The organism is Nostoc sp., assembly GCF_041747015.1.
In the GTDB taxonomy this organism is placed as follows: Bacteria; Cyanobacteriota; Cyanobacteriia; order Cyanobacteriales; family Nostocaceae; genus Nostoc.
Map to the genome: position 1 here is coordinate 14,804 of NZ_JBGTFY010000419.1, position 22,042 is coordinate 36,845.

Below are 22,042 nucleotides of genomic sequence, written 5' to 3' on the forward strand. Positions count from 1 at the left end.
GATTGAGAAGTTATATAATCCGGTAGTCAGCTTTACAGTTCTCACAAACTACAAGGTTATGACATATACAAGGATTAAATCTAGATTTTTTTACAGTTTATTGTTCCAAAACTTGTTGGCAACTTGATATCATTAATTGAGATGTTCCACTCACTTTACTTTGCTTCATAAGGGAATCAACACAGGAACGATAGAAATATCTATATCCAGGAAAATGTATGTTCCCTTAAGTAGGCGATCGCTACAAGTTTTTTAGCAGTTCTAATGTATACTAATCATCCGAGCCAAGGATAGCAACGCATTTTTCCTTGGCGTCTATTTCTGGATGTATTAGTCTAAACTCCTTCTAACTTTCTTGATTTGGCAGTTGAAAATTGATAATTATTGTTAGCTAGGAGTTTTTTTGCTATTCATTTAGTAGGCGCCTTCTTTTTTCAAAACCACCATAACTGTTTTGAGCAAAATTTCAAAATCCAAACCCAAAGACCAGTTTTCAATATAGCTCATATCTAATGCTATTACTTGTTCAAAATCTAAAATATCCGAGCGACCTGAAACTTGCCAAAGACCAGTAACACCAGGCAAAACTTCATGTCTAATAAAATGGTGTTCCGAAAACTTATCTACATCTCTAATAGGTAAAGGGCGAGGTCCGACTATACTCATTTCTCCAAAGACAACATTAAAAAGTTGAGGTAATTCGTCTAAGCTGTAACGACGGAGAAATTTTCCAACACGGGTGACGCGGGGATCATCTTTAATTTTAAAGATGATCCCATCTTTCGTTTCATTTAAAGCTTCTAATTCTTTCTGCAATTTTTCTGCATCAGACCTCATAGTTCTGAATTTCCATACTTTAAACTGTTGCCCATGTAGACCTATACGGGTTTGCTTATAAAATACTGTGCCAGCAGAATCCAGTTTGATAGCTATAGCTATAGCCATATAAATAGGGAATGTCAACATTAAAAATAAAGCTGCGAAACAAAAATCACAACTACGCTTTATCCAAAAATCTCTCCCTGTAATTATCGGACAATCTAAACTCAGACAAGGCATTCCTCCTATCTTATTAAATTCCACGTTTTTATAAATTGGTTTTAATTCCATCGGTAAAATATGCACTTGTATCCCGGATGCTTGAAACAACCAGCATAAAAACATTCTATTTTTTAAAGCATCCCAAGATATAAAAACTTCTGTTACACCTAAATGATTAAGTTGGTTCAATGTTTTTTGACGTTGATACCTGTCTAAGGAATTAGCATTCGCCGTTCCAGATACGATGTAATGTTTCTCTTTTTTTATGAAGCTAGCAATCTGCTCATGATCTTGAGGATCGCAAATAATGAAGACAGAAGAACGTACTATTTTTTTCTGTTTACGCAGATACTCAAGAGTCATATTTACAGAATATCTACCAGTACAAATAAAACATACACTCAGCAACCAAGATAATAATATTAATCTTGGGTGTGTAATATCTACAATTGGTTTATATAAAAAACAAACAAGGACTATTAATCCATGAGCAAAAGTGAGGGATTTGATAATATTGAAATAGTCATAACGTTTTTGACCTTCTCGATAAATACCTTCGAGAGCTAGTGACCCTATTTGAATACCAATGGTTGCTAAAATCGGTAAATAATGAGTCGCTATATACGAAGTAAAATTCCCATAAGAAAATTGATATCCAGCTAAAAGCCAAGCTAAGAATAAAAGAGTATAGTCTACTAAAAACAGTGTTGTTAATCTCAGCCACCACGAACCCTTACGTACCTTAACAAATGTAGATGCACGTAAATCTAAAGCTATCTCACTCAATTTATTTGTTGTAATACTTTGATTACTCATGGTTAATAACACTTAGTGCAGTTAAAGTTTGATGGAAGCCTATACAATCGGAGTATGTCGCGTTTTTATTTCAAAGAAACCTGACTTTCATAATATGTTCTGTTAATACTTATTCTCTTCAAAGTAATTTTAAATTTTCGATTAAAAACATCTTCAAGGGTTGATTTAAGTCTAGCTATTATCTAAGTGTTCAACTTTGGTTTTGGGGTAGTATCCAGTTTAATCTGGAAACTTTGAGCTTTGATGTAAAGGATTTGTTAGTAAATTAATAAATATATACTTCAATGATTTAATATGCTTTAAATAAAATTCTCTGTATAGTAGTAAGTACCTGGACAGAATTAATTACATATTAGTTATTTACCAATTGTTTGACAGTCAAGGATTTCAGCCCAGATTTTTGTGTAATTAATCTTGTCCGATTACTAAATCAAGCAATTTAGGAAAAAATACCAGGGTCTTTGGGTTGCATAATGCTTTTGCTGAATTGCTTGATTACTACTTGCAGATGTGAGTTTTCAGGAGCATTTATACTCTAACTTGCGAAATCATCTTAGCATATTTAGCTAGACTCATTCAGTTTTGCTCATAACTTGTTCGCTTTCTTACGCATAATTACTGAATTAAATAAAATTATACGCACAGAATATAACGAAATGCATCAAAAATGCTGATTTTTGTTACAAAAGTTTACATAAATAAATGCACTAAACTGTAGCAGAAGGTGATCTGCTAAGATCACCCTTGAATTATAGTATGGGGCTACATAAATAAAACCCACCTGTGAGGAGTTCACTGAAACCCAGGAATTATTTAAGCAAATCATAATTATGACTTTACGTTAATTTTACATTTAAAGAAATACTATGAAGATTTAGTAATAATTGTTTTTGTTCGGCGAATTTTTATGAAAAAGGATAAGTTCTTTTCAAGATTATATTTGGGCTGGATAAAACAACACGAAATAAAAATTTATTTATTAGACAAAGATAAAGCCTCTAGTAAAATATTTGCCACTGGCTATACTTCATATACTAATTTTTTGAGTACTTCTTCTATGTGGAAATTTTAATGCTTAATTGCCATTAAAATACGGTTATAATAGGCACAACCACTACTGGACTGTGAGCGATCGCGCACGACTAATAAATGATAAAGTTTAAAAATGCCCGGCAAGCATAGGCTTTAGGAAAAGCACAACTGAAAGTAGAGACTTTATTGATCTGTTGACATATAAAAAATGCATATAAATAGTAATAATTCAGAATATAAGCAAAATATTCAATTAAATGCCTTAACTCAGCTCATTGGCACTCAAGTTGTACAGGAATGGAATGATACACAACCAGTTGCCGATCGTGATGTGTGCATCCATCAAATGTTTGAGATGCAGGTAGAGCGATCGCCCCAAGCAATTGCTGTAGTATTTGAAAATACACAACTGACTTATAAGCAGTTAAACCAACGAGCGAATCAGCTAGCGCATCACCTACGTAGCTTAGGCGTTGGACCTGAAGTACTTGTGGGTATTTGCCTAGAGCGCTCCTTGGAGATGATCGTCGGACTGCTGGGAATTTTGAAAGCTGGAGGCGCTTATGTGCCTTTAGATCCAGCATATCCAAAAGAGCGTTTAGACTTCATCTTGTCAGACACCCAGACAGCAGTGTTGTTGACCCAAGAGAAATTGGTCAAGAATCTACCACCGCATCAGGCACAAGTGGTTTGTCTGGACTGCTTCTGGCAAGAAAACAGCCACAACAGCCAAGAAAATTCTGTAAATGAAACGACACCTGATAACCTCATCTACGTAATCTACACATCTGGTTCTACAGGGCAGCCCAAGGGTGTAATGATTCCTCACCGTGGAATCTGTAATCAACTCAACTGGAAGCAAACAACTTTTGGATTAACCCCAGCAGATAAGGTTCTACTGACCATTTCTTTTAGCTTCGACCCCTCAGTGTGGCAGATATTTTGGCCATTGTGCTTCGGGGGGCAATTGTTCATAGCTCGCCCTGGTGGGCATCAAGACACCGCCTACCTTGTGAAGGTGATTACTGAGGAGCAAATCACCGTCCTGGCATTAGTGCCTTCCATACTCCGTGTCTTACTGGAAGAAAAGGGAATTGAGGATTGCCGATTTATCAGGCACATTACCTGTGGTGGTGAAGCTTTATCTATCGAACTTATAGAGCGCTTCTTTGCCCAACTGAATTTGGACAATGTTTTACATAATTGCTATGGTCCGACAGAAGCTTCCATTGATAGCACCTTCTGGACTTGCCAGCGCGGCACTAATTACGTCTTTGCTCCCATTGGTTGCCCCATTACCAATGCCCAGATTTACATCCTTGATGAAAATTTACAGCCTGTAGCTTTTGGCGAATCGGGTGAACTGCACATTGGCGGTATTGGTCTAGCGCGAGGCTATCTCAACCGTCCAGAACTGACTACAGAAAAGTTTATTTTCGACCATTTTAGCTCTCAAAGAGGGACACGCCTTTACAAAACTGGCGACTTGGCACGTTACTTGAGCGATGGTAATATCGAGTTCCTTGGTCGAATTGACCACCAGGTGAAGATCCGCGGCTTCCGAATTGAATTGGGAGAAATTGAAGCCATACTAGGTCAATATCCGTCACTGACACAGGCCATAGTCGTAGCCAGAGAGGATGTTCCCGGTGATCAGAAACTCGTAGCATATATTGTTGCTAGTCCAGAGCAAAGCCCTAGTCAGGTTGAATTGCGTCACTTTTTGCAAAGTCGACTGCCTGAATATATGGTGCCTGCCTCCTTTATATTTTTGGACACCCTGCCATTAAACCCCAATGGTAAAATAGACCGCCGCGCATTGCCTGTACCAGATATGTCTGGTGTAAGTCTATCAACCAACTTTATCCCACCCCAGAATCCCACAGAAGAAGTCTTAGCAACCATCTGGGCAAAAGTTTTGCGTCTGGAACAAGTAGGCATCCACGACAACTTTTTTGAATTGGGAGGTCATTCACTGCTGGCTACTCAGGTGATGTCTCGGATTCGCCAAGCCCTGGGGATAGAAATAGCGTTGAAACTTTTGTTTGAGAATCCCACGATCGCTAGTTTAACTGAAGCGATTGCTCAAAATCAGACTCAAGGAAATGATACCCAAAACCAGACTATTCCCCAAATAGCCAACCGGGAGTCCGCCCCTTTATCCTTTGCCCAGCAGCGAGTGTGGTTTTTGGAGCAGTTGGAACCCAACAGCCCAGCTTACATCGTCTCTAATGCACAGCGCTTAACAGGCGAGTTGAACGTGAGTGTGTTGCAACAATCATTAGATGCGATCGTCAGCTATCACGAAGCACTGCGAACAAACTTTATTAAATCACTTGATGGTAGCCCTGTTCAAGTAATTGGCACGCCTCGCCCAGTCGAACTCACGGTGATTAATGTCATACAGCAAGAAGTTCAATGTCTGCTGAATCAAGAGGCGCAACGCCCCTTTAACTTAGAATCCGACTTGATGCTGCGAGCTACCTTGCTCCAGATAGATGAACAAGAGCATATACTTTTGTTCATCATGCACCACATCGCCTCAGATGGCTGGTCAATGGGCATTCTCTGGCAGCAGTTAGCAGCCGTTTATGAAGCTTTTCTAAACCGTAAGCCTTCTCCCCTGCCAAAATTGCCGATTCAATATGCCGATTTTGCGGTGTGGCAGCACCAATGGCTATCTGGTGAAGTACTTTCCAGCCAAATCGACTACTGGAAAACCCAGTTAGCAGGTGCTAGTACTGTATTGGAATTGCCTACCGACCGACCACGGCCACCGATACAAACTTACCAGGGGGCAGCCCAATCTCTAATGCTACCCCAAAACCTGAGTGCATCGCTCACACAACTGTCGCATCAAGAAGGTGTCACCCTATTCATGACGTTGCTGGCGGCCTTTGGGACAATATTACACCGCTACACTGGGCAAGAAGACATTCTCATTGGTTCTCCCATTGCTGGGCGTAACCGTTCTGAGATTGAAGGGTTGATTGGATTTTTTATTAACACTGTCGTTTTACGGACTAATTTTTCCGGCAACCCCAGTTTTCGTTTACTGCTAAGTCGAGTTCGCCAGATGGCATTAGATGCTTATGCCCATCAAGATATGCCCTTCGAGAAACTGGTAGAAGAACTGCAACCAGAACGAGATACCAGCCGCAACCCACTGTTTCAAGTGTGGTTCAATATGCTCAACTTGAGGGACATTCAAGTAGAACTACCTGGAGTGGCTGTAGAACCAGTCTCGATGCTAGAAACAGCTTCCAAGTTCGATTTAACTCTGTATGTTACCGAACAAAACCACGGAATTCAAATTGACTTAGTTTATAATACCGATCTCTTTGCTCCTGAGCGGATGATGGAAATGCTCCATCAATACCATCATTTACTCAATCAAATTGTTGCTGCTCCTGAGAAGCAGATCAGTTTGTATTCGTTGGTTACACCACAATCTCGACCTTTGTTACCAGAACCAAGGGCAGTATTGCCAGAACCACAGTACGACTTAGTGACAACAATGTTTACCTCTTGGGTAAACAGCACCCCAGAACATTCAGTACTTCATCAAGGATCTCGTAGTTGGAACTATGGGGAATTGGGCAAAAGCGCTCAAGACCTAGCACGGGTGATGTTGTCCCACGGAGTTGAGCGAGGGGATGTCGTAGCCGTATTCGGCACACGAAGCTTTGGACTGATTGCGGGTATGCTCGGTGTACTCTTGAGTGGTAGTGTGCTACTAACCCTCGATCCGAAACTTCCTCGCCAACGCCAGAGCCTCATGCTACAGGAAGCTAAAGCCAAATACATATTATATATTGATAGTCAACCCTTAGAAGACAAGGAAATATGGGAGTCTTTAATTATTATCTGTGTGAATCCAGACACAGGAGAAGCCATAAGTTCACTCAATGACAACAGTCAAGCAATAAAGCTTCCTGAAATTACTGGTGACGATGCAGCTTATATTTTCTTTACTTCCGGCACTACTGGTATACCTAAGGGGGTACTAGGGTGTCACAAAGGGATGGCGCATTTTCTCAACTGGCAGAGGCAGACTTTTGAAATTGGTCAGCAAGACCGCGTTGCCCAATTGACAGGTCTTTCCTTTGATGTCGTTCTTAGAGATATCTTCTTACCTTTAACCAGTGGTGCAACCCTGTGTTTGCCAGAGGAGGGAGATAACCTAGAAACGACTAAAATTCTGCATTACTTGGAAAATGAGCAAATTTCAGTACTTCACACAGTTCCTTCGCTGGCGCAATTTTGGTTAGCCAATGTACCATCAGGAGTATCTTTACGTAACTTACGTTGGTTGTTCTTTGCCGGAGAACCTCTTAAGGAGACACTTGTACTTCGGTGGCGGGCTGCTTTTCCTGAATCAGGTGAAATTGTCAATCTTTACGGTCCGACAGAGACAACTTTGGCGAAGTGTTATTATCGGATACCTGTTGAGTGTCTACCAGGGGTACAGCCAGTAGGACTGCCGCTTCCTGAAACCCAAGCATTAGTTTTAACACCAAATCACCAACTCTGCGGCATCGGTGAACCAGGCGAGATTGTGATCCGAACGCCATTCCGCAGTTTGGGCTACATAAATGCCCAGCAAGAAAACCGTTCTCGGTTTATCAAAAATGCCTTTCGGAATGACGAACAAGATTGGCTTTATTATACAGGCGATCGCGGCCGCTATTTTCCAGATGGCTCTTTAGAAATTCTCGGTCGTCGAGATCATCAAGTCAAGATCCGCGGAATACGCATTGAGCCAGGGGAAATTGAGACGGTGTTAGCCCAACACCCAAATGTACTCCAGACTGTGGTAATTGCCCGTGAAGATATTCCTGGGGATCAACGTTTAGTAGCTTACATCACCCCAAAGCCGGACTCAGTAAGCACAATTAGTGATATACGGCGGTTCCTCTCGACAAAGCTGCCACAGTATATGCTACCTTCAGCCTTTGTTTTATTGGACACCATGCCTTTAACTCCCAATGGCAAGGTAGACCGTCGCGCCTTACCTGCACCCGACTTATCAAGGCAAGAGCCAGAAGCCACCTTTGTTGCTCCCCGCAATGAAGTGGAACGCCAGCTAACACAGATTTGGGAACAACTTTTAGGTGTCCAGCCCATTAGCATCAGAGATAACTTCTTTGAGCTAGGAGGACATTCATTACTGGCAGTAAAACTTTTCTGGCAAATTGAAAAGACATTTAGTAAAAATCTGCCTCTTGCTATTCTCTTCCAGTCTGGTACTGTAGAGGCTTTAGCCACAATAATCTGCCAAGAACAAGATTTAGCAACAAACAAGGCTTTAGTTAATACTTGGGACAAATCAAGAACTACTTGGTCATCCCTGGTAGAAATTCAACCCAATGGTTCCAAGCCACCTTTTTTCTGTATTCACGGATTAGGGGGAGAAGTCTTATGTTTCCGGGAATTGGCACAGCATTTAGGGTCAGAACAACCATTTTACGGGCTACAACCACAAGGGCTATATGGAAAATACCCACTTCATACCCGAATTGAAGACATGGCAGCCCATTACATTCAAGAAATTAAGACCCTTCAGCCCAATGGACCTTATTTTTTGGGAGGTTATTCTTTTGGGGGTGCAGTTGCCTTTGAAATGGCTCGGCAACTCCACGAGCAAGGCGAGCAAATTGGTATTATGGTTATCGTTGATAGTTGTCGTCCAGGTTATAGCTGGGAATCGCCATTTTTCAAGCGAATTTCTTTGCATTTAAGTAATATTGTTCAACAAGGGCCTGCCTACCTTTGGCAAACGGTTCTGAGATGGAGCTATTGGCGTAAACACCATCTCCAAAATAGATATAAGCGTTACTTGGAAGCGGCACTTGATATACCTGACACTGACAAGCACTTAGAGATTATCGATGCTAATACTCAAGCTATTAACGAGTATATTTACCCAGTTTACCCTGGTCGAGCTATTCTCTTACGGACCGAGGATCAGAATCGAGATGAAGCAATAGGTACACAATACGATCCTCAATTCGGTTGGGGTGATTTAGTCGCTGGAGGATTAGATATCTATTACCTTCCTGGTTCTCACCTTTCTCTACTCCGTGAACCCCATGTACAGGTGTTAGCCGAAAAATTGAGACATTGCTTAATCCAAGCAATGAAATAAGATTTAAATTTTGGATTCTGCGAAAGCGGTATTAGCTCTTTCAAGACTCAGCAATGAGTACTATAGAAAGAGCTAGTTGATAGAGTTGGCGACGGGGAAGGTAAGTGGCTTTTGCTAACTGACGGCTAGCTTGCGATCGCGATATTCCCTGAGTAATTAATTGTGTCAATTCGGCTTTCAATTCCTCTTGTGTCAGTTGGGGCTGACTAAGTTGAATTCCCGCCACCACTAATGTATATTCACCTTGGGGTTCACGTTGGCTGTAATGAGCGATCGCCTCGGCAATTGTTCCCCGCCAAAATTCCTCATATAATTTTGTTAACTCTCGTCCTAGCACAATTTGGCGATCGCTTCCCCAAACCTCTGCGATGTCTTGCAAAGTTTCTCGCAAGCGGTGGGGCGATTCGTAAAATATTAATGTGCGAGATTCTGTTTGCAGAGATTCTAAATGTTCTTGTCTTTGTTGACTTTTCGCTGGGAGAAAGCCTTCAAAAACAAACCGATCCGTTGGTAGTCCAGCTGCACTCAAGGCGGTAATTGCTGCACTAGCACCAGGAATAGGAACTACTGGAATCCCTGCCTCGATACAGGCTTTCACGAGTTCATATCCGGGATCGGAAATTCCTGGCATTCCAGCATCACTCACAAGAGCGATCGCTTTACCGTTGCCTAAATGCTCTAATAATTCTGGGATACGACTGGTACGATTGTGTTCGTGGTAACTTACCTGGGGTGTCTTAACTTGAAAATGTTGTAGAAGTTTCCCGGTATGACGAGTGTCTTCAGCAGCAATCATATCCACCGTTTGCAAAATTCGTACCGCCCGAAAGGTTATATCTTCCAGGTTGCCAATTGGCGTGCCGACGACGTAGAGTGTTCCTGGTTTTGGATCGGTTTGCATGAGCGAGGAGTTAAGAGTTATTCAATTTTGGATTTTAGATTTTTATTTCAATTTAAAATCCAAAATTAGCGGAATTAGGAGTTATGACCAATAATTTATACACTTATACGAACATATATGACAAATGGATAATCCAAAATTGGCTCATGGGTTATTTGTGGGTTTAATAACCTTAGATTTAATTTACCTTGCTGACTCTGCTCCTAAAGAGAATCAGAAAATTGTTGCTACTGACTATACTATGGCAGCAGGGGGGCCCGCAACAAACGCGGCTGTAACTTTCAATTATTTAGGTAATCAGGCTACAGTCTTGGGTGTGGTGGGTTCTCACCCAATGACGCAATTAATTCGAGGTGATTTGGCAAATTACAAAGTTGCGATCGCAGACCTTGAGCCTACCACCAATTTAGCACCACCTGTTTCTTCGATCATTGTCACCCAAGCCACAGGCCAACGATCTGTGGTTTCGATCAATGCCGTCAAAACTCAAGCCAGCAGCGCATCTATACCGCCAGATATTTTGCAAGATGTTGATATAGTACTGATCGATGGGCATCAGATGGCGGTTAGTTATTTTATCGCCCAAATGGCTAAAGCCAAGAATATCCCGGTGGTCATCGATGGTGGTAGTTGGAAACCTGGATTTGAGCAAGTTCTGCCATTTGTGGATTACGCCATCTGTTCGGCTAATTTTTATCCCCCAAACTGTCAGACTGGAGAAGAAATTTTTGCCTATCTTGGCGAATTTGACATTTTTCACATCGCCATTACCCACGGACAAAAACCAATTGAATACTTGAGTTGCACTAAAACTGGTATCGTAGATGTGCCGCAAATTCAAGCGGTTGATACCTTAGGATCTGGAGATATTTTCCACGGTGCTTTCTGTTATTACATTTTAAAGGAAAGTTTTACTGATGCACTGGCATTAGCAGCTAATATTGCTGCTGATTCCTGTAAATTTTTTGGCACTAGGTGCTGGATGGATTTAAAGTGCTGAGTAGTCAGGGTAATTAAGTTAGATCAGGCCAAATTAATGAAAGACTTAGAAGAAATATTAGCGATCGCTCGTGAGGTAGGTTGGGGCGCAGCAGATATACTGCGATCGTATTACCACGGGACTGCAAAAGACTCTAACTTAGAAGTACAATATAAACAAAATGAGCCTGTTACCGTTGCCGATGTAGCTGGGAGTCAATACATTTTGCAGAGGCTACAAGCAACTTTGGGTAATGAAGATTTTGCTTACATCAGTGAAGAAACTTACCAATCGCCAAGTAGTGTAGCCCACCTTTCCGCTCCTTGGGTGTGGATAATTGATCCTTTGGATGGCACACGAGACTTTATTGAAAAAACTGGAGACTATGCGGTTCATATCGCTTTAATAAAGGAAACACGCCCAGTATTAGCACTGGTGGCAGTACCAGAGGCAGAAAAGCTGTATTACGCTATCAAAGGCGGAGGTACGTTTGTAGAAACCCGTGAAGGTTCTGTTCGTTTACAAGTGTCGTCAGGCAAACGAGTTGAGGATTTAACTTTAGTCGTTAGTCGCTCTCACCGCAATCAACAATTAGATTACTTACTACAACACCTACCCTGTCAAAATCAGAAAGCTGTGGGTAGTGTAGGCTGTAAAATCGCCACAATTGTCGAACAACAGGCGGACATCTACATTTCCCTTTCCGGTAAGTCTGCCCCCAAAGACTGGGATATGGCAGCCCCAGAATTGATTTTAACAGAAGCTGGTGGTAAATTTACGCACTTTGACGGCACTCCGTTGCAGTACAACACCGGAGATATCAATCAGTGGGGAGGTTTACTGGCTAGTAACGGTGAATATCACGAAGTACTCTGTAAGGAAGCAGAGAGGATTTTAGCGCAGTTTGACCATAGCTAAAACCTGGGTATTAGGTTAATTTGCAAAACACTAACTGCCTGAGCGATCGCTAGTTGATACCGATTTGCTTTTAAAAGTATAAATATGTTATGTATAGTACAAGTAAAAAAAACTTGCTCTTAGAAAGTTTGCAAATCTGCCATATAAGCATTATCTGGCGCTAAAGTTTAGTATGAGACAATATTCAAAGATTGAAGACTATGCTAAACTCAGGAATATAAAGATTATTTTCGGTTGAGTAACTCGTTTTGATTTTTAAAAAGCGTCTCTCCGAATTTAACTCTCTACACTGGCTGAATTCGGGGAGTTTTATGTCAATTTACGTCGGAAACCTGTCCTATCAGGTTACGGAAGAGGACTTAAAGCGGGCTTTTGCAGAATACGGAGAAGTGGGTCGTGTTCAACTGCCTACAGACCGGGAAACAGGCCAGCCGCGTGGGTTCGCTTTTGTGGAGATGAAAACAGATGCAGAAGAACAAGCTGCCATCGATGCACTTGATGGTGCTGAGTGGATGGGACGTGCCTTGAAAGTCAACAAAGCTAAACCTCGTGAAGAAGGAAGCGGTTCCTCTCGTGGTAGCTGGGGTGGCGGTGATGCCCGCCGCAACAATCGCTACTAAGTCGATTTCTAAAAATTTCACATTTAGAGTCTCCAGCAGATAAAGCCAAAGTCTCAGATTTGCTGGAATGTTTTGTATTGTATTTAGCTTTGAACTATTCATCCACGTAAAGGGGGAATGAGAATGACACAAGTGGTTTTAGGGGAGAATGAAGGTATTGAATCAGCCTTGCGAAGATTTAAGCGGGAAGTTTCCAAAGCGGGGATTTTCCAAGATATGAGAAAAAAACGCCACTTCGAGACGCCTATAGAAAAAGAGAAGCGTAAAGCAATTGCTAGGCACAAGCAACGTCGTAAACAACGTTCTCACTTCAGCTAACAAGCCCAAGCATATTTGTCTTTCGATTTGACATCCAACTAGGATCTCTTTATAGTGGTGACACCTCCGGTAAGCCACAAGTAATTAGAAATACATAAATAAACAACACGATTGTAGTAGCGCTGTATTTACTTTCAGCGCTGCTAATTATATTTAGGCATATAAACGCAATATAGTTTGTTGAGTTCCATTTGCGGAACTTGCAGCAATGTAAACATATCTTATTGTATACAGCACTTCCTGCTGCTATGAGGTACAGATACTTGGGATGCTATTAGTAGTCTGTCAAGCTAGTAATGAAAAGTTTGTAGTAAGCACAAAGCGTGCTTAGAAAATAAGGACTTCAGTCCTTACTACGAACTTTCTTACCCATCAATTTAAACTTGACAGACTATTAACACAGATAAACAATAATTCGATCAATTACTGTACCTCATAATTTCGGGAAGTGCTGTATAGATCAAAGTATTGTAGATACTATGAGTCTACAATCCTTGTTTCTAAATTTTCAGGAAAATGTTACGACTATATCATTTATTACTAGGTTCTATTTTGCTGGTGTTAATGCCATTTGGAGCAAAATTTCTTCTCTCTCAATTTTCTGCAACCAAAATAGCAAAACCCCCTACCGTCGCAAAACTTCCTAACCCTAGTGAGGGAAATATCTGGCAGAAAATCTTGGGAAACGTTGCTGCTCCTACTAACTGGCAAGTTGCTGCTTGTAAAGGAAATGCACCCTTGTTGTGTGTCTCCTCCAAAGGGGAAGTTTTGGGTACAGTTGAGATTGACGTTTACCCGCTAGCAAATAATCAGGATTTCCAAAAGAACCTGCTAGCAGCTGGTATTGCACCTGGGAACAAGGTGGAATACCAAAGTTTCAAGTATCAAACCCAGGTATTGACAGCACTTAAGGCTTGGGTTGCAGACAACTACGCTACTTTTATAAAAGACCGTCAGAGTGGATATGGAAAAGAGATTACTTTCTCAGCCTACCCGGTGCAAGCGGTATCCATTGGAAAGCTTCAGGGAGTGCGCTATGGGTTAGTTGGACTCAAGCAACAAGGTGGAGTACAAGAGCAACATATTGGTAATGTTGCCTTTGATGGCACTAAACTTTACGTAATTACTACTGCCTTTGATCCAGGTTCGCAAACAGGTAAGTTTGAGAAACTGGAAAACTTGGCTATTTTTCAACCTTACTTAGATGCGATCGCCGCAGATTTGCGTTTACCTTAAGATAAAAGCTTTGAGAGATTACTTTGTTCCCAGTTCCTAACTGGGAATGCGTTTTAGATCATGCTGACTTAGGCATCCATCTAGGCTGCAATTATCTCCATCTGCTGAGAAATTTTTTGCAACATCGGGGCAATTATATCGGCAGGGACAGGACGACTGAAGTAGAAACCCTGACCTTCATCACATCCACGCATTCGCAGGTAGTCAAGCTGTTCTTGGGTTTCCACACCCTCTGCCGTAATGTTCAACCGCAGGCTCTTTGCCAGAGCAATGATCGCATCGGTGATGGCGGCGCTATCAGGATTGGACGTGACATCCTGGATAAATGACCGATCAATCTTGAGCATATTCACAGGAAAGCGCTTCAAGTAATTCAAGGAGGAATAACCAGTACCGAAGTCGTCTAGAGCCAACCATATACCCAGTTCTCGTAATTGTTTTAAGGTTTTCACCGATCGCTCAATGTCAGCCATCAAGAAGCTTTCCGTCACTTCCAGTTCTAGGTAAGATGCTTTGAGTCCAGTCTCCTCAAGAATTTGGCTGACAACCTCAACCAGATTCGATTGTTCAAACTGTCGAGCTGAAAGATTCACAGATATCCGAATTGGGGTAAATTCAGCAAGCTGCCAAACACGGTTTTGGGCACAGGCAGTTCGCAAGACCCATTCACCAATTGGCACGATCAAACCATTGGCTTCTGCAATGGGAATAAACTTTGCTGGAGAAATCAAACCTAAGATAGGATGCTGCCAGCGAACCAAGGCTTCCATTGCTGTAATTTGTCCGCTGTGTAAATCAATCAAAGGTTGATAATAAACCAACATTTCGCTACGCTCAAGCGCCCCATGTAATTCATTTTCTAAAGTCAATCGCTCTTGCAACTGAGCATTAATTTCCGGCGAATAGAATTGATATTGGCTACGCCCTCTTTGCTTGGCCTGGTACAGTGTCATGTGAGCCTGTTGCAAAAGTTGATCTACGCTATTATAATCATTTAAACCATTAATTGTGATGCCGATGCTGACGGTAATATGAATCAAATTACCCTCTAAAGAAAAGGGTTTTCTCAGCGTACTCGATAGCAACTGAGATAGCTGAATCAAACTTTCAAAAGAAAGAATGTCCATGCGGGCAAGGACAAATTCATCTCCACTCAAATGGGCAAGAATATCTGTTTGTGCCATGCACGTTGATAACCTCTGAGCAACTGCTCTTAACAACAAATTTTTTGTCTGATGCTCCAATCCATGACTCATAACAATGAAATCATCAATACCAAGCAAAAAGATAGCTACAAGGCGATGGTTGTTTTCAGGTTGCGATAGAGTCTGATGGAGGCGATCGCGGAATAAATCACGATTAGGTAATCCAGTTAGGTCGTCATAATTGGTGATGTAGTGAATTAACTCATCTAACTTGTGAAGAGTCTGTGAAGTATCCGTCATCAATGTACCCGCTTCATCAGCAAATTCTGTGGGCAGTTCCGGTAGGGTTTTAGTATTCAGATAATTTTGCAATGCAGTAGATGTCAAAATAACCGGTTTGAGGAGATGATGTAGCGCGTAGAGGGTGGCAGCCGTACCCGCTAACGTAGCCAACAGAGCAACGCTCATAACTCGCGCCGCCATCTCCAAGGAATAGGAGTTTGAGATGATGAAACTGAAGAGTAAGGTCAGAAGTGGTACATGAGTGCCCAAAAATGCTACCAACATGATTTTAGCGGTATAACTTTTCTTGAGCCATCCGAAATGAGCTAGGAACGAGTATAGGTAGAGTTTGTGATTGAGCTTCATAAATTCTGTTCGATAGTTGACAAGTTAGTTCCGAGTTATCCTGGCAAAAGAGCATTTTTGATTGACAATCCAGTAGAATCAGCTCCTATGGAACCCAACCCTGATCAGGTTATATATTATGCTTCCCAATATCTGTTTCTACTTAATATGTGTGATGATAAAGTTTCTGTAAAACTTATTCTGCAAGCAATTTTCCACTTAAAACAAAATAGTATTGATTGTTACACTGTTAACAGTTGCCGTCCTCCGGCTTAAAAGACGTTCAGCCCTCAAAACTCTTTTGGTTTTGAGGGCTGACTTTGGGTATTTCAGGCTAGCATCCTTGTAATCAGTAATCAGATAAAAGCTATTTCTAATTACCTATCAATTTAAATCTCAGCCACCGCCCGTTCAATCAAGCGACGTGCCAAAGTTTGCGTACCCGTGTGTTCATAATAATTGGTCGCTACATCCAGGAACGCCGCCAAGTAGTCTAACTTGTCATCTGTAATATCGACAAAATTTTGCAAGTTGTGGGCAACTTTTTGTGGCGTTAAATTATTTGCAGCGACTAGACCACTCATCCTACCTTTAACTGAGTCAAAGCTTTCGCCGATAAAGTTGAGTTTACCAGCGGAATTGTTTCCTGGAATCACATCTTTGATGTTTTGGAAAGTCGAGTTTTTTTCTAACTCCTGTGGATTTGTCTGATTAAGCCCGGATATTGCTTTGCTGATAAAGTCTGGGCCTAAGGGTATTAAACCATCAACACAAACTAATGCCACCATACGGATCAGCGATTCACCACTATACTCACCTAAAGAGGCGACAAAATCACTAATACTGTCTCCAGGAATGCCGTTAATTTGGCAGAAGGCTACCAACTCAGCGACTAATTTCAATGTTAGATCGATGGTTTGGGCTTTGTCAGGTTTGGGAGTGATAGAGTTTAAAAAACCCAACAAAGGAGTTTTCTCACCAACTTTGTTAGCTAAAGCGGCTGCACTAAGAGCTTTGTCTGTACCATCAACGGTTTGATACAGCCACAAGGCTGTTTGGTATCCTTGGGATTTGTCGTTGAATAGATAAATCGCTCGTTCGCCAATTTGCTGAATTAAATCTTCGTCGGTTTCACCAGTGACGGTCTTAATGGTGTTGACAAAGCCGACGGTATTTTGCCACTGGCCAGGAGCAACAAAATCTAGGGAATTTAACATAGAAATGGTCAAGCCGCTAGTTGCTAATTGATCAACCAACTCAAAAATAGATTTGCTCACAAAAATCTCCTGATTCAGAGTTTCTTATCTTTATTTCCAAAATGCGGCTTATTTTAGTTTGGCCAGAGCATTAAGATTAAATTTCTTTAACCAATCTGCGCGATCGCTAGCTGTAAATGACGGATCACGGGATAGTACTTTTACTTGGTACTTACCTACCAAAATTGCACTTTGCGTCTTACCTTGTTCTACTGCCGGATAACCGCCAATTTTTTTGGTACTATTCGAGAATTTTGCGGCTGTTCCTGGTGTGCTGGTGGTATCCGAAATGGATAGCATCGCTACATCTTTACCATCTTTTTTCAACTTCGCTTCAGCAAAACCTTTTTTCTCTTGGGTATAAACACGCTGGTAGCCACCACTAGCACCTGGGAAGAATTTGTTAAATTCACTACCTTGAGTTGCTTTCTTAACAACCGCTTGACCGCTTTTTTGTTGAGTGCTTTCTTTTTGCGCCTGGTCGAAACGTCCGGGTGCTTGCGGAGTACAGGCTGTTGTTAGTAATAATACTGATAGCAACAAAGCAGCTAAAACTCTACGCTCACGGTGTAAAATCATTCTTGGCTTCTCCTTATACTTGACCTTTGAGGCAATTATGTACGTTGCTATCGGTTTTAACCTGAAAATTTACTTTTTGATACTTATTTTTCTGTTCTTTAGATATTTGTCTGAATTTATTAATGGTCAGTAGCTTTAAACTACTGACTACTGAGTATTTTACTTAATTTCGATAAGCGATAACAGCATAGAACGGATCTCCTCCAGCTGCACCCAACCACTGCAAGAAGTTCGGTAACGTTGATTTATTAGCTATGACTTCTGGAGTGGTAAATCCTGGTACTGAGTTGAAGTAGCTTTTGACTAATTCCACTCGTTCTGCTTCTGAACCCTCCCGCCAAGCCTGAATCGCCTTTTCAAAAAACATCCGGTTAGAAAAGCTGATGATTGCTACACCACCAGGTTTAAGAATGCGGTGAATTTCAGAAAATACTGCCTCTGGATATTGCACATACTGCACAGATACGCAGTTGAGAACAGCATCAAAATCTTGATCTGGCAAGGGTAGCTGGGGATTTTCGTTAAGATTTTGCACAAAGTAATGATTTAAGTGGGGATTACGTGCAAGTTCCTCAGCATTGAGTCCGTGTCCTTCCACATGGGAAAACTGCATCTCTTCTGGCAGATGAGACACCCAGCTGCTCATCATATCAAGGATGCGCGTGTTGGGTTTGAGGCGATCGCCATATAAATTTGTTAGCTGTTGAATAAATCCTTCATCGACATGGGTGACAAAGCGGGGGTAAGCATAGAACAGCTTATCGTCTGTGTCGTCTAATTTCAGGCGTTGATTCGGTTTTAGCTGCATAAATCTCGTTTTGGAAAACTTTTTCGGAAAATTGCCGCAATTTTAGGTATTTTTAAACAAGCACTACATAACATATTTTAATAACACCAAGACAGATAAACGAGTCAATATAGCAGCATTCAATTCTTATTAATATTAATGTTCTATAAATTACACTTGTTACAGCATATTTGGCGTCAAATCCTCCTAGTAGCATCATTACCATATTTTAGTTTATTAGTTTGGATACTACCCTTACTACTATTTACTTCTGGACACAATAGCCTAATGGCACATGATGAAGCACTTTATGCTTCGCGGGCACGCCTGATGTTTGATTCGGGTAACTGGATAACTCCTTGGGAAAGAGCACATCATAAGACTCCTGGCCCATATTGGTTAATTGCCAGTTTCTACAAACTTTTTGGGATGAATGATACTAGTGCGCGTCTTCCTAGCATGATTGCTGGCATTTTGAGCCTATTGCTTGTGTATGAAATCGGCAAAATTCTGCTGGGTAAAAAATTAGCAAGGCTAGCTGCTGCAATTTTAAGTGTGGAATTTCTCTGGTTGCAATATTGTCGCTTAAGTACACCTGATGTGCCTATGGTTTTCTTGGTACTTTTAGCTATTTTGGCTTTAATCAAAACTGAATTACATCCTAAATATTACTACTTTTGGAGTTTTATTTCTGGTTTAAGTTTAGGTTTAGGTTTCTTAGTCAGAAGCTTTATGATTTTTTTGCCAATCATTGCTTTATTGCCTTATTTGATTTGGGAGCATCGCCGTCATCGTCATCTTACTAACCCAATTTTGTATTTAGGCTTTTTCGTAGGCTTAATGCCTACCTTCCTTTGGCTGTGGTTTAGCTGGCTGCACTACGGAAATCAGAGTTTTGAGGAGTTGTTGAAGTTCGTTGTCGATCTAAGTTCTAAGGATCATTATCAAAATGGAGCGTTTTTTTATGTATGGAATATTCCTTTAAAAGCGTTTCCTTGGGCTTTCTTCGGGATTTTAGGTTTGTTTGTAACTCTCCATCGCCCCCTTATTCGTTACCAATTAATATTAGTTGGTTTTCCACTCGTTCTATTTTTTGAACTTAGTTTTTTCACGACTCGTTTCCCTCACTATAGTCTTTGTCTTTATCCGTTCATAGCTTTGTTTGCTTCTGTGGGTTTAAACTGGCTATGTAATATTTATCAAATAGGAATTACTTCACAATTTGTTCTTCAAAAAGGTAAAAGAAATGTATTAAATATTTTTGCAAAGAATAATCTTCCCCGAAACTTAAGTTATGGCTTTGGTGGGTTAGGTATTGTACTTGTAATAGTGAGTATTGTCGTTCTTAGTTGGGATGATTCTGACATCCGCAAGTATGCAATTATTGGCTTGGCTATAGGGTTGGGTTGGTTAATTTTGCCTGTAGTATGGATTGGTCGTTACCACTTTGGCAAAAAGTTTCTCACAACTCGTTACTGGATTGCAGGTTGGTTAATTCCCTGTTGGCTAGGTTTAGCAACGATGGGTAGCATAGGGCTGTTAAGTGACTATAACCCTGTTTTGAGAGTTTTTTTACAACAAAGTGCGATCGCCCCTTTTCTCCAATCTCATCCTATCTACTATGTGCAGATAGACCAGAAAACCCAAGTACTGCTTGATTTCTATCTTTCTATTCACGCCCAACAGGTAGTCTCTATTTCCCAAGTACCCACTTTCAGCTATGCTTGGATTTATACAGATCAATCCCCTAAACTATCTCGGACTCACCGTATTCTCGGTACAGTAAAAGAGTACCAGTTAATTCAAATCCTTCCCTAGTAGTCAACCAACCTAAAATTGCTAAGTGAAGGCTGACACGTGGAGTTTTCAAATCTGCAAAGTTTGGGTGGTGGATTATTAACAGAAATGGAAAGCAGCTATTGCCAAAACAGATTAATTTAGTTAGAAGATTACGCACGCTAAGTATTTTACTAAATGGTTTCTACATCTAATAACTTTCAGCGATCGCTAACTTTTCCTAAGCTCATCCTACAATCCCCGAATAGTGGTAAATAAAAGCTCATAATTAAACTTTACGTATTTTAAATAAATAATTTTTTTTATTAAATCATCTACCAAGCGAGATAATAATCTTGGGCGTTAGGATGATTTGTTGCATGGGTTAAAATGTTTTATAAAACTACTAAGGCACTAAGATGGTTATTAGCAAAAGTGAGTATTATATTTCCCCAGAAGAATATTTAGAAGGAGAGAAAGTAAGTCAAATCAAACACGAGTATATTGATGGGCAAGTCTACGCAATGGCAGGGGCAAGTGATGCTCATGTCACTGTAGTAGGAAACTTGTTTATACTGCTGCGAAACCATCTCCGGGGTAGTGATTGCCGTGTCTATATGTTAGACATGAAAGCACAAATTGATGTCATAAATCGCTATTTTTATCCCGATATGATGGTGACTTGTGATACACGAGATAGAGAATTTGAATATTTTAAGTGCTATCCTTCCTTAATTATCGAAGTGCTTTCTGAGTCAACAGAAGGCTTTGACAGAGGTAAGAAATTTGCCAGCTACCGACACCTAGAATCACTACAAGAATATGTGCTAATTTCACCACAACAAATGAGTGTAGAATGCTTCCGTCGCAATGAGGAAGGACAGTGGGTACTTTACCTTTATGAAAAAGGGGAAGAAGTGCATTTAGCTAGCGTTGATTTTCGTTGTGCGATCGCAGAAATATATGAAGATGTATTATTAGTAGACGATAATATTTCCTAATCCAACATTTCTGGGTCAATTCCCAAAGCGTTGAGTTGTTCAGCAGAGAGCGATCGTAACTTCTCTGTAATCAAGAGGCGCTTCTGTCGCTCAATCACAGCCCGTTCCTCACCCATTAGCAGTAAATTTCCTTGGGCATCCCACCAGCGCAACCAAGGTAAATCAGCATTCAGATAAAATCCCTGCCAGATTCCCAATTCCACCCCCATAGGAATAATTGGGTAATGTCCTCGTTCATTGGGTTTCATTAGTTGATAAGTATTATCGACTAGGTGATACACTTCAACCTGCGCTTTTACTACTTCATAAATTCCATAATAAGGGACTCGAATTGCCTGCTCATAAACCCAAAATTTACCAATATTTCCACCTTCCCCTTGAGATGGCGGGGTGTTATCTCGTTCTTCTGAACCATCTCCAGAGACAAATTCAATTACAATCAAGGGCGCGACATACTCCTTCCACAGCACATAAGAACGCCGCATTTTACCGTTAAGGGTTGGTGGTACATTGGGTACATAAAACCAGTCTGGTGCTTCAGCCCCTTTCTCAGGAGGATCTGTCAATCGCCAGTAGATACCAGAATCTTGTCCAATACAATATTTACCGTCAGGATGAAGTTTTTCCAAAACAGGTTTAATTGAATCTGTAATTAAAATACTTTGCGGATGCTCTTGCCAGTTTTTCACAAAAGTACCATCTGAGTCTGGTAACTGGGTGTGATCGGGTAAAGTTAATGCCGATACGGAAGTCATAAGCACAACCAAGATTATATTTGTATTTCATTTATTATCCTAATAAATCTAACAAGCTTTGTTACTCTAGAGGACTTGATATTTAGAAATTTTGCATTTATTTCGTG

The 22,042-nt window shown here is 40.9% G+C and carries 15 protein-coding genes; 8 read left to right on the top strand and 7 right to left on the bottom strand.

Annotated elements, in window-relative coordinates:
- Positions 1-414: 414 nt before the first annotated feature.
- Complete coding sequence (locus ACEW80_RS32775; protein WP_373530612.1) at positions 415-1,857, bottom strand: sugar transferase; 1,443 nt, start codon at positions 1,855-1,857, stop codon at positions 415-417.
- Positions 1,858-3,097: 1,240 nt separating this feature from the next.
- On the opposite strand from ACEW80_RS32775, the gene ACEW80_RS32780 reads away from it, so the two are divergent.
- Positions 3,098-9,037, top strand: coding sequence for an amino acid adenylation domain-containing protein (locus ACEW80_RS32780; protein WP_373530613.1), 5,940 nt, complete (start codon positions 3,098-3,100; stop codon positions 9,035-9,037).
- Between the two features lie 40 nt (positions 9,038-9,077).
- Here ACEW80_RS32780 and rsmI read toward each other — a convergent pair whose 3' ends face one another.
- Positions 9,078-9,938 carry a 16S rRNA (cytidine(1402)-2'-O)-methyltransferase gene (gene rsmI / locus ACEW80_RS32785; RefSeq protein ID WP_373530614.1) on the bottom strand — a complete coding sequence of 287 codons (861 nt, stop codon included), beginning with the start codon at positions 9,936-9,938 and terminating at the stop codon, positions 9,078-9,080.
- 124 nt (positions 9,939-10,062) lie between these two features.
- Here rsmI and ACEW80_RS32790 point away from each other — a divergent pair, with 124 nt between their 5' ends.
- The 5 genes from ACEW80_RS32790 (at position 10,063) to ACEW80_RS32810 (ending at position 14,009) form a co-directional block, all read left to right on the top strand.
- A complete protein-coding gene (locus ACEW80_RS32790) occupies positions 10,063-10,938 on the top strand; it encodes a sugar kinase (protein WP_373530615.1) in 876 nt (291 codons plus the stop codon).
- A 36-nt stretch (positions 10,939-10,974) separates the two neighbouring features.
- Positions 10,975-11,835 (top strand): 3'(2'),5'-bisphosphate nucleotidase CysQ, encoded by an 861-nt coding sequence (locus ACEW80_RS32795; protein WP_373530616.1) that lies wholly within the window; start codon positions 10,975-10,977, stop codon positions 11,833-11,835.
- A 311-nt stretch (positions 11,836-12,146) separates the two neighbouring features.
- Positions 12,147-12,455 carry an RNA recognition motif domain-containing protein gene (locus ACEW80_RS32800; RefSeq protein ID WP_373530617.1) on the top strand — a complete coding sequence of 103 codons (309 nt, stop codon included), beginning with the start codon at positions 12,147-12,149 and terminating at the stop codon, positions 12,453-12,455.
- A gap of 123 nt (positions 12,456-12,578) precedes the next feature.
- Positions 12,579-12,773, top strand: a complete 195-nt coding sequence (gene rpsU, locus ACEW80_RS32805) for a 30S ribosomal protein S21 (RefSeq protein WP_373530618.1) — start codon at positions 12,579-12,581, stop codon at positions 12,771-12,773.
- Positions 12,774-13,289: 516 nt separating this feature from the next.
- Positions 13,290-14,009: a hypothetical protein gene (locus ACEW80_RS32810; RefSeq protein ID WP_373530619.1), complete on the top strand. Its 720-nt coding sequence runs from the start codon at positions 13,290-13,292 to the stop codon at positions 14,007-14,009.
- Between the two features lie 80 nt (positions 14,010-14,089).
- On the opposite strand, the gene ACEW80_RS32815 is transcribed toward ACEW80_RS32810, so the two are convergent.
- The 4 genes from ACEW80_RS32815 to ACEW80_RS32830 form a co-directional block, all read right to left on the bottom strand.
- Positions 14,090-15,802: a putative bifunctional diguanylate cyclase/phosphodiesterase gene (locus tag ACEW80_RS32815; RefSeq protein WP_373530620.1), complete on the bottom strand. Its 1,713-nt coding sequence runs from the start codon at positions 15,800-15,802 to the stop codon at positions 14,090-14,092.
- Between the two features lie 368 nt (positions 15,803-16,170).
- Entirely contained in the window at positions 16,171-17,058 is an 888-nt protein-coding gene (locus ACEW80_RS32820) for a hypothetical protein (protein ID WP_373530621.1), read from the bottom strand.
- A gap of 48 nt (positions 17,059-17,106) precedes the next feature.
- Positions 17,107-17,616: a hypothetical protein gene (locus ACEW80_RS32825; protein WP_373530622.1), complete on the bottom strand. Its 510-nt coding sequence runs from the start codon at positions 17,614-17,616 to the stop codon at positions 17,107-17,109.
- Between the two features lie 163 nt (positions 17,617-17,779).
- Positions 17,780-18,424, bottom strand: coding sequence for a class I SAM-dependent methyltransferase (locus ACEW80_RS32830; protein ID WP_373530623.1), 645 nt, complete (start codon positions 18,422-18,424; stop codon positions 17,780-17,782).
- Positions 18,425-18,562: 138 nt separating this feature from the next.
- Here ACEW80_RS32830 and ACEW80_RS32835 point away from each other — a divergent pair, with 138 nt between their 5' ends.
- Both ACEW80_RS32835 and ACEW80_RS32840 read left to right on the top strand, forming a co-directional pair.
- Positions 18,563-20,221 (top strand): ArnT family glycosyltransferase, encoded by a 1,659-nt coding sequence (locus ACEW80_RS32835; protein ID WP_373530624.1) that lies wholly within the window; start codon positions 18,563-18,565, stop codon positions 20,219-20,221.
- Between the two features lie 377 nt (positions 20,222-20,598).
- Entirely contained in the window at positions 20,599-21,180 is a 582-nt protein-coding gene (locus tag ACEW80_RS32840) for a Uma2 family endonuclease (RefSeq protein ID WP_373530625.1), read from the top strand.
- Here the strand turns inward: ACEW80_RS32840 and ACEW80_RS32845 are convergent.
- On the bottom strand, positions 21,177-21,935 hold the full coding sequence (locus tag ACEW80_RS32845; protein WP_373530626.1) for a Uma2 family endonuclease: 759 nt from the start codon (positions 21,933-21,935) through the stop codon (positions 21,177-21,179). The two genes, ACEW80_RS32840 and ACEW80_RS32845, sit on opposite strands and share 4 nt — an antisense overlap.
- Between the last annotated feature and the right edge of the window lie 107 nt (positions 21,936-22,042).

Bases quoted from the DNA above. Each gene is read 5' to 3' on its own strand.
- ACEW80_RS32795 (WP_373530616.1), top strand. From the start codon at position 10,975: ATGAAAGACTTAGAAGAAATATTAGCGATCGCTCGTGAGGTAGGTTGG.
- ACEW80_RS32800 (WP_373530617.1), top strand. From the start codon at position 12,147: ATGTCAATTTACGTCGGAAACCTGTCCTATCAGGTTACGGAAGAGGAC.
- ACEW80_RS32775 (WP_373530612.1), bottom strand. From the start codon at position 1,857: ATGAGTAATCAAAGTATTACAACAAATAAATTGAGTGAGATAGCTTTA.
- rpsU (WP_373530618.1), top strand. From the start codon at position 12,579: ATGACACAAGTGGTTTTAGGGGAGAATGAAGGTATTGAATCAGCCTTG.
- ACEW80_RS32835 (WP_373530624.1), top strand. From the start codon at position 18,563: ATGTTCTATAAATTACACTTGTTACAGCATATTTGGCGTCAAATCCTC.
- ACEW80_RS32840 (WP_373530625.1), top strand. From the start codon at position 20,599: ATGGTTATTAGCAAAAGTGAGTATTATATTTCCCCAGAAGAATATTTA.
- ACEW80_RS32825 (WP_373530622.1), bottom strand. From the start codon at position 17,616: ATGATTTTACACCGTGAGCGTAGAGTTTTAGCTGCTTTGTTGCTATCA.
- ACEW80_RS32830 (WP_373530623.1), bottom strand. From the start codon at position 18,424: ATGCAGCTAAAACCGAATCAACGCCTGAAATTAGACGACACAGACGAT.
- ACEW80_RS32845 (WP_373530626.1), bottom strand. From the start codon at position 21,935: ATGACTTCCGTATCGGCATTAACTTTACCCGATCACACCCAGTTACCA.
- ACEW80_RS32810 (WP_373530619.1), top strand. From the start codon at position 13,290: ATGTTACGACTATATCATTTATTACTAGGTTCTATTTTGCTGGTGTTA.
- ACEW80_RS32815 (WP_373530620.1), bottom strand. From the start codon at position 15,802: ATGAAGCTCAATCACAAACTCTACCTATACTCGTTCCTAGCTCATTTC.
- rsmI (WP_373530614.1), bottom strand. From the start codon at position 9,938: ATGCAAACCGATCCAAAACCAGGAACACTCTACGTCGTCGGCACGCCA.
- ACEW80_RS32780 (WP_373530613.1), top strand. From the start codon at position 3,098: ATGCATATAAATAGTAATAATTCAGAATATAAGCAAAATATTCAATTA.
- ACEW80_RS32790 (WP_373530615.1), top strand. From the start codon at position 10,063: ATGGATAATCCAAAATTGGCTCATGGGTTATTTGTGGGTTTAATAACC.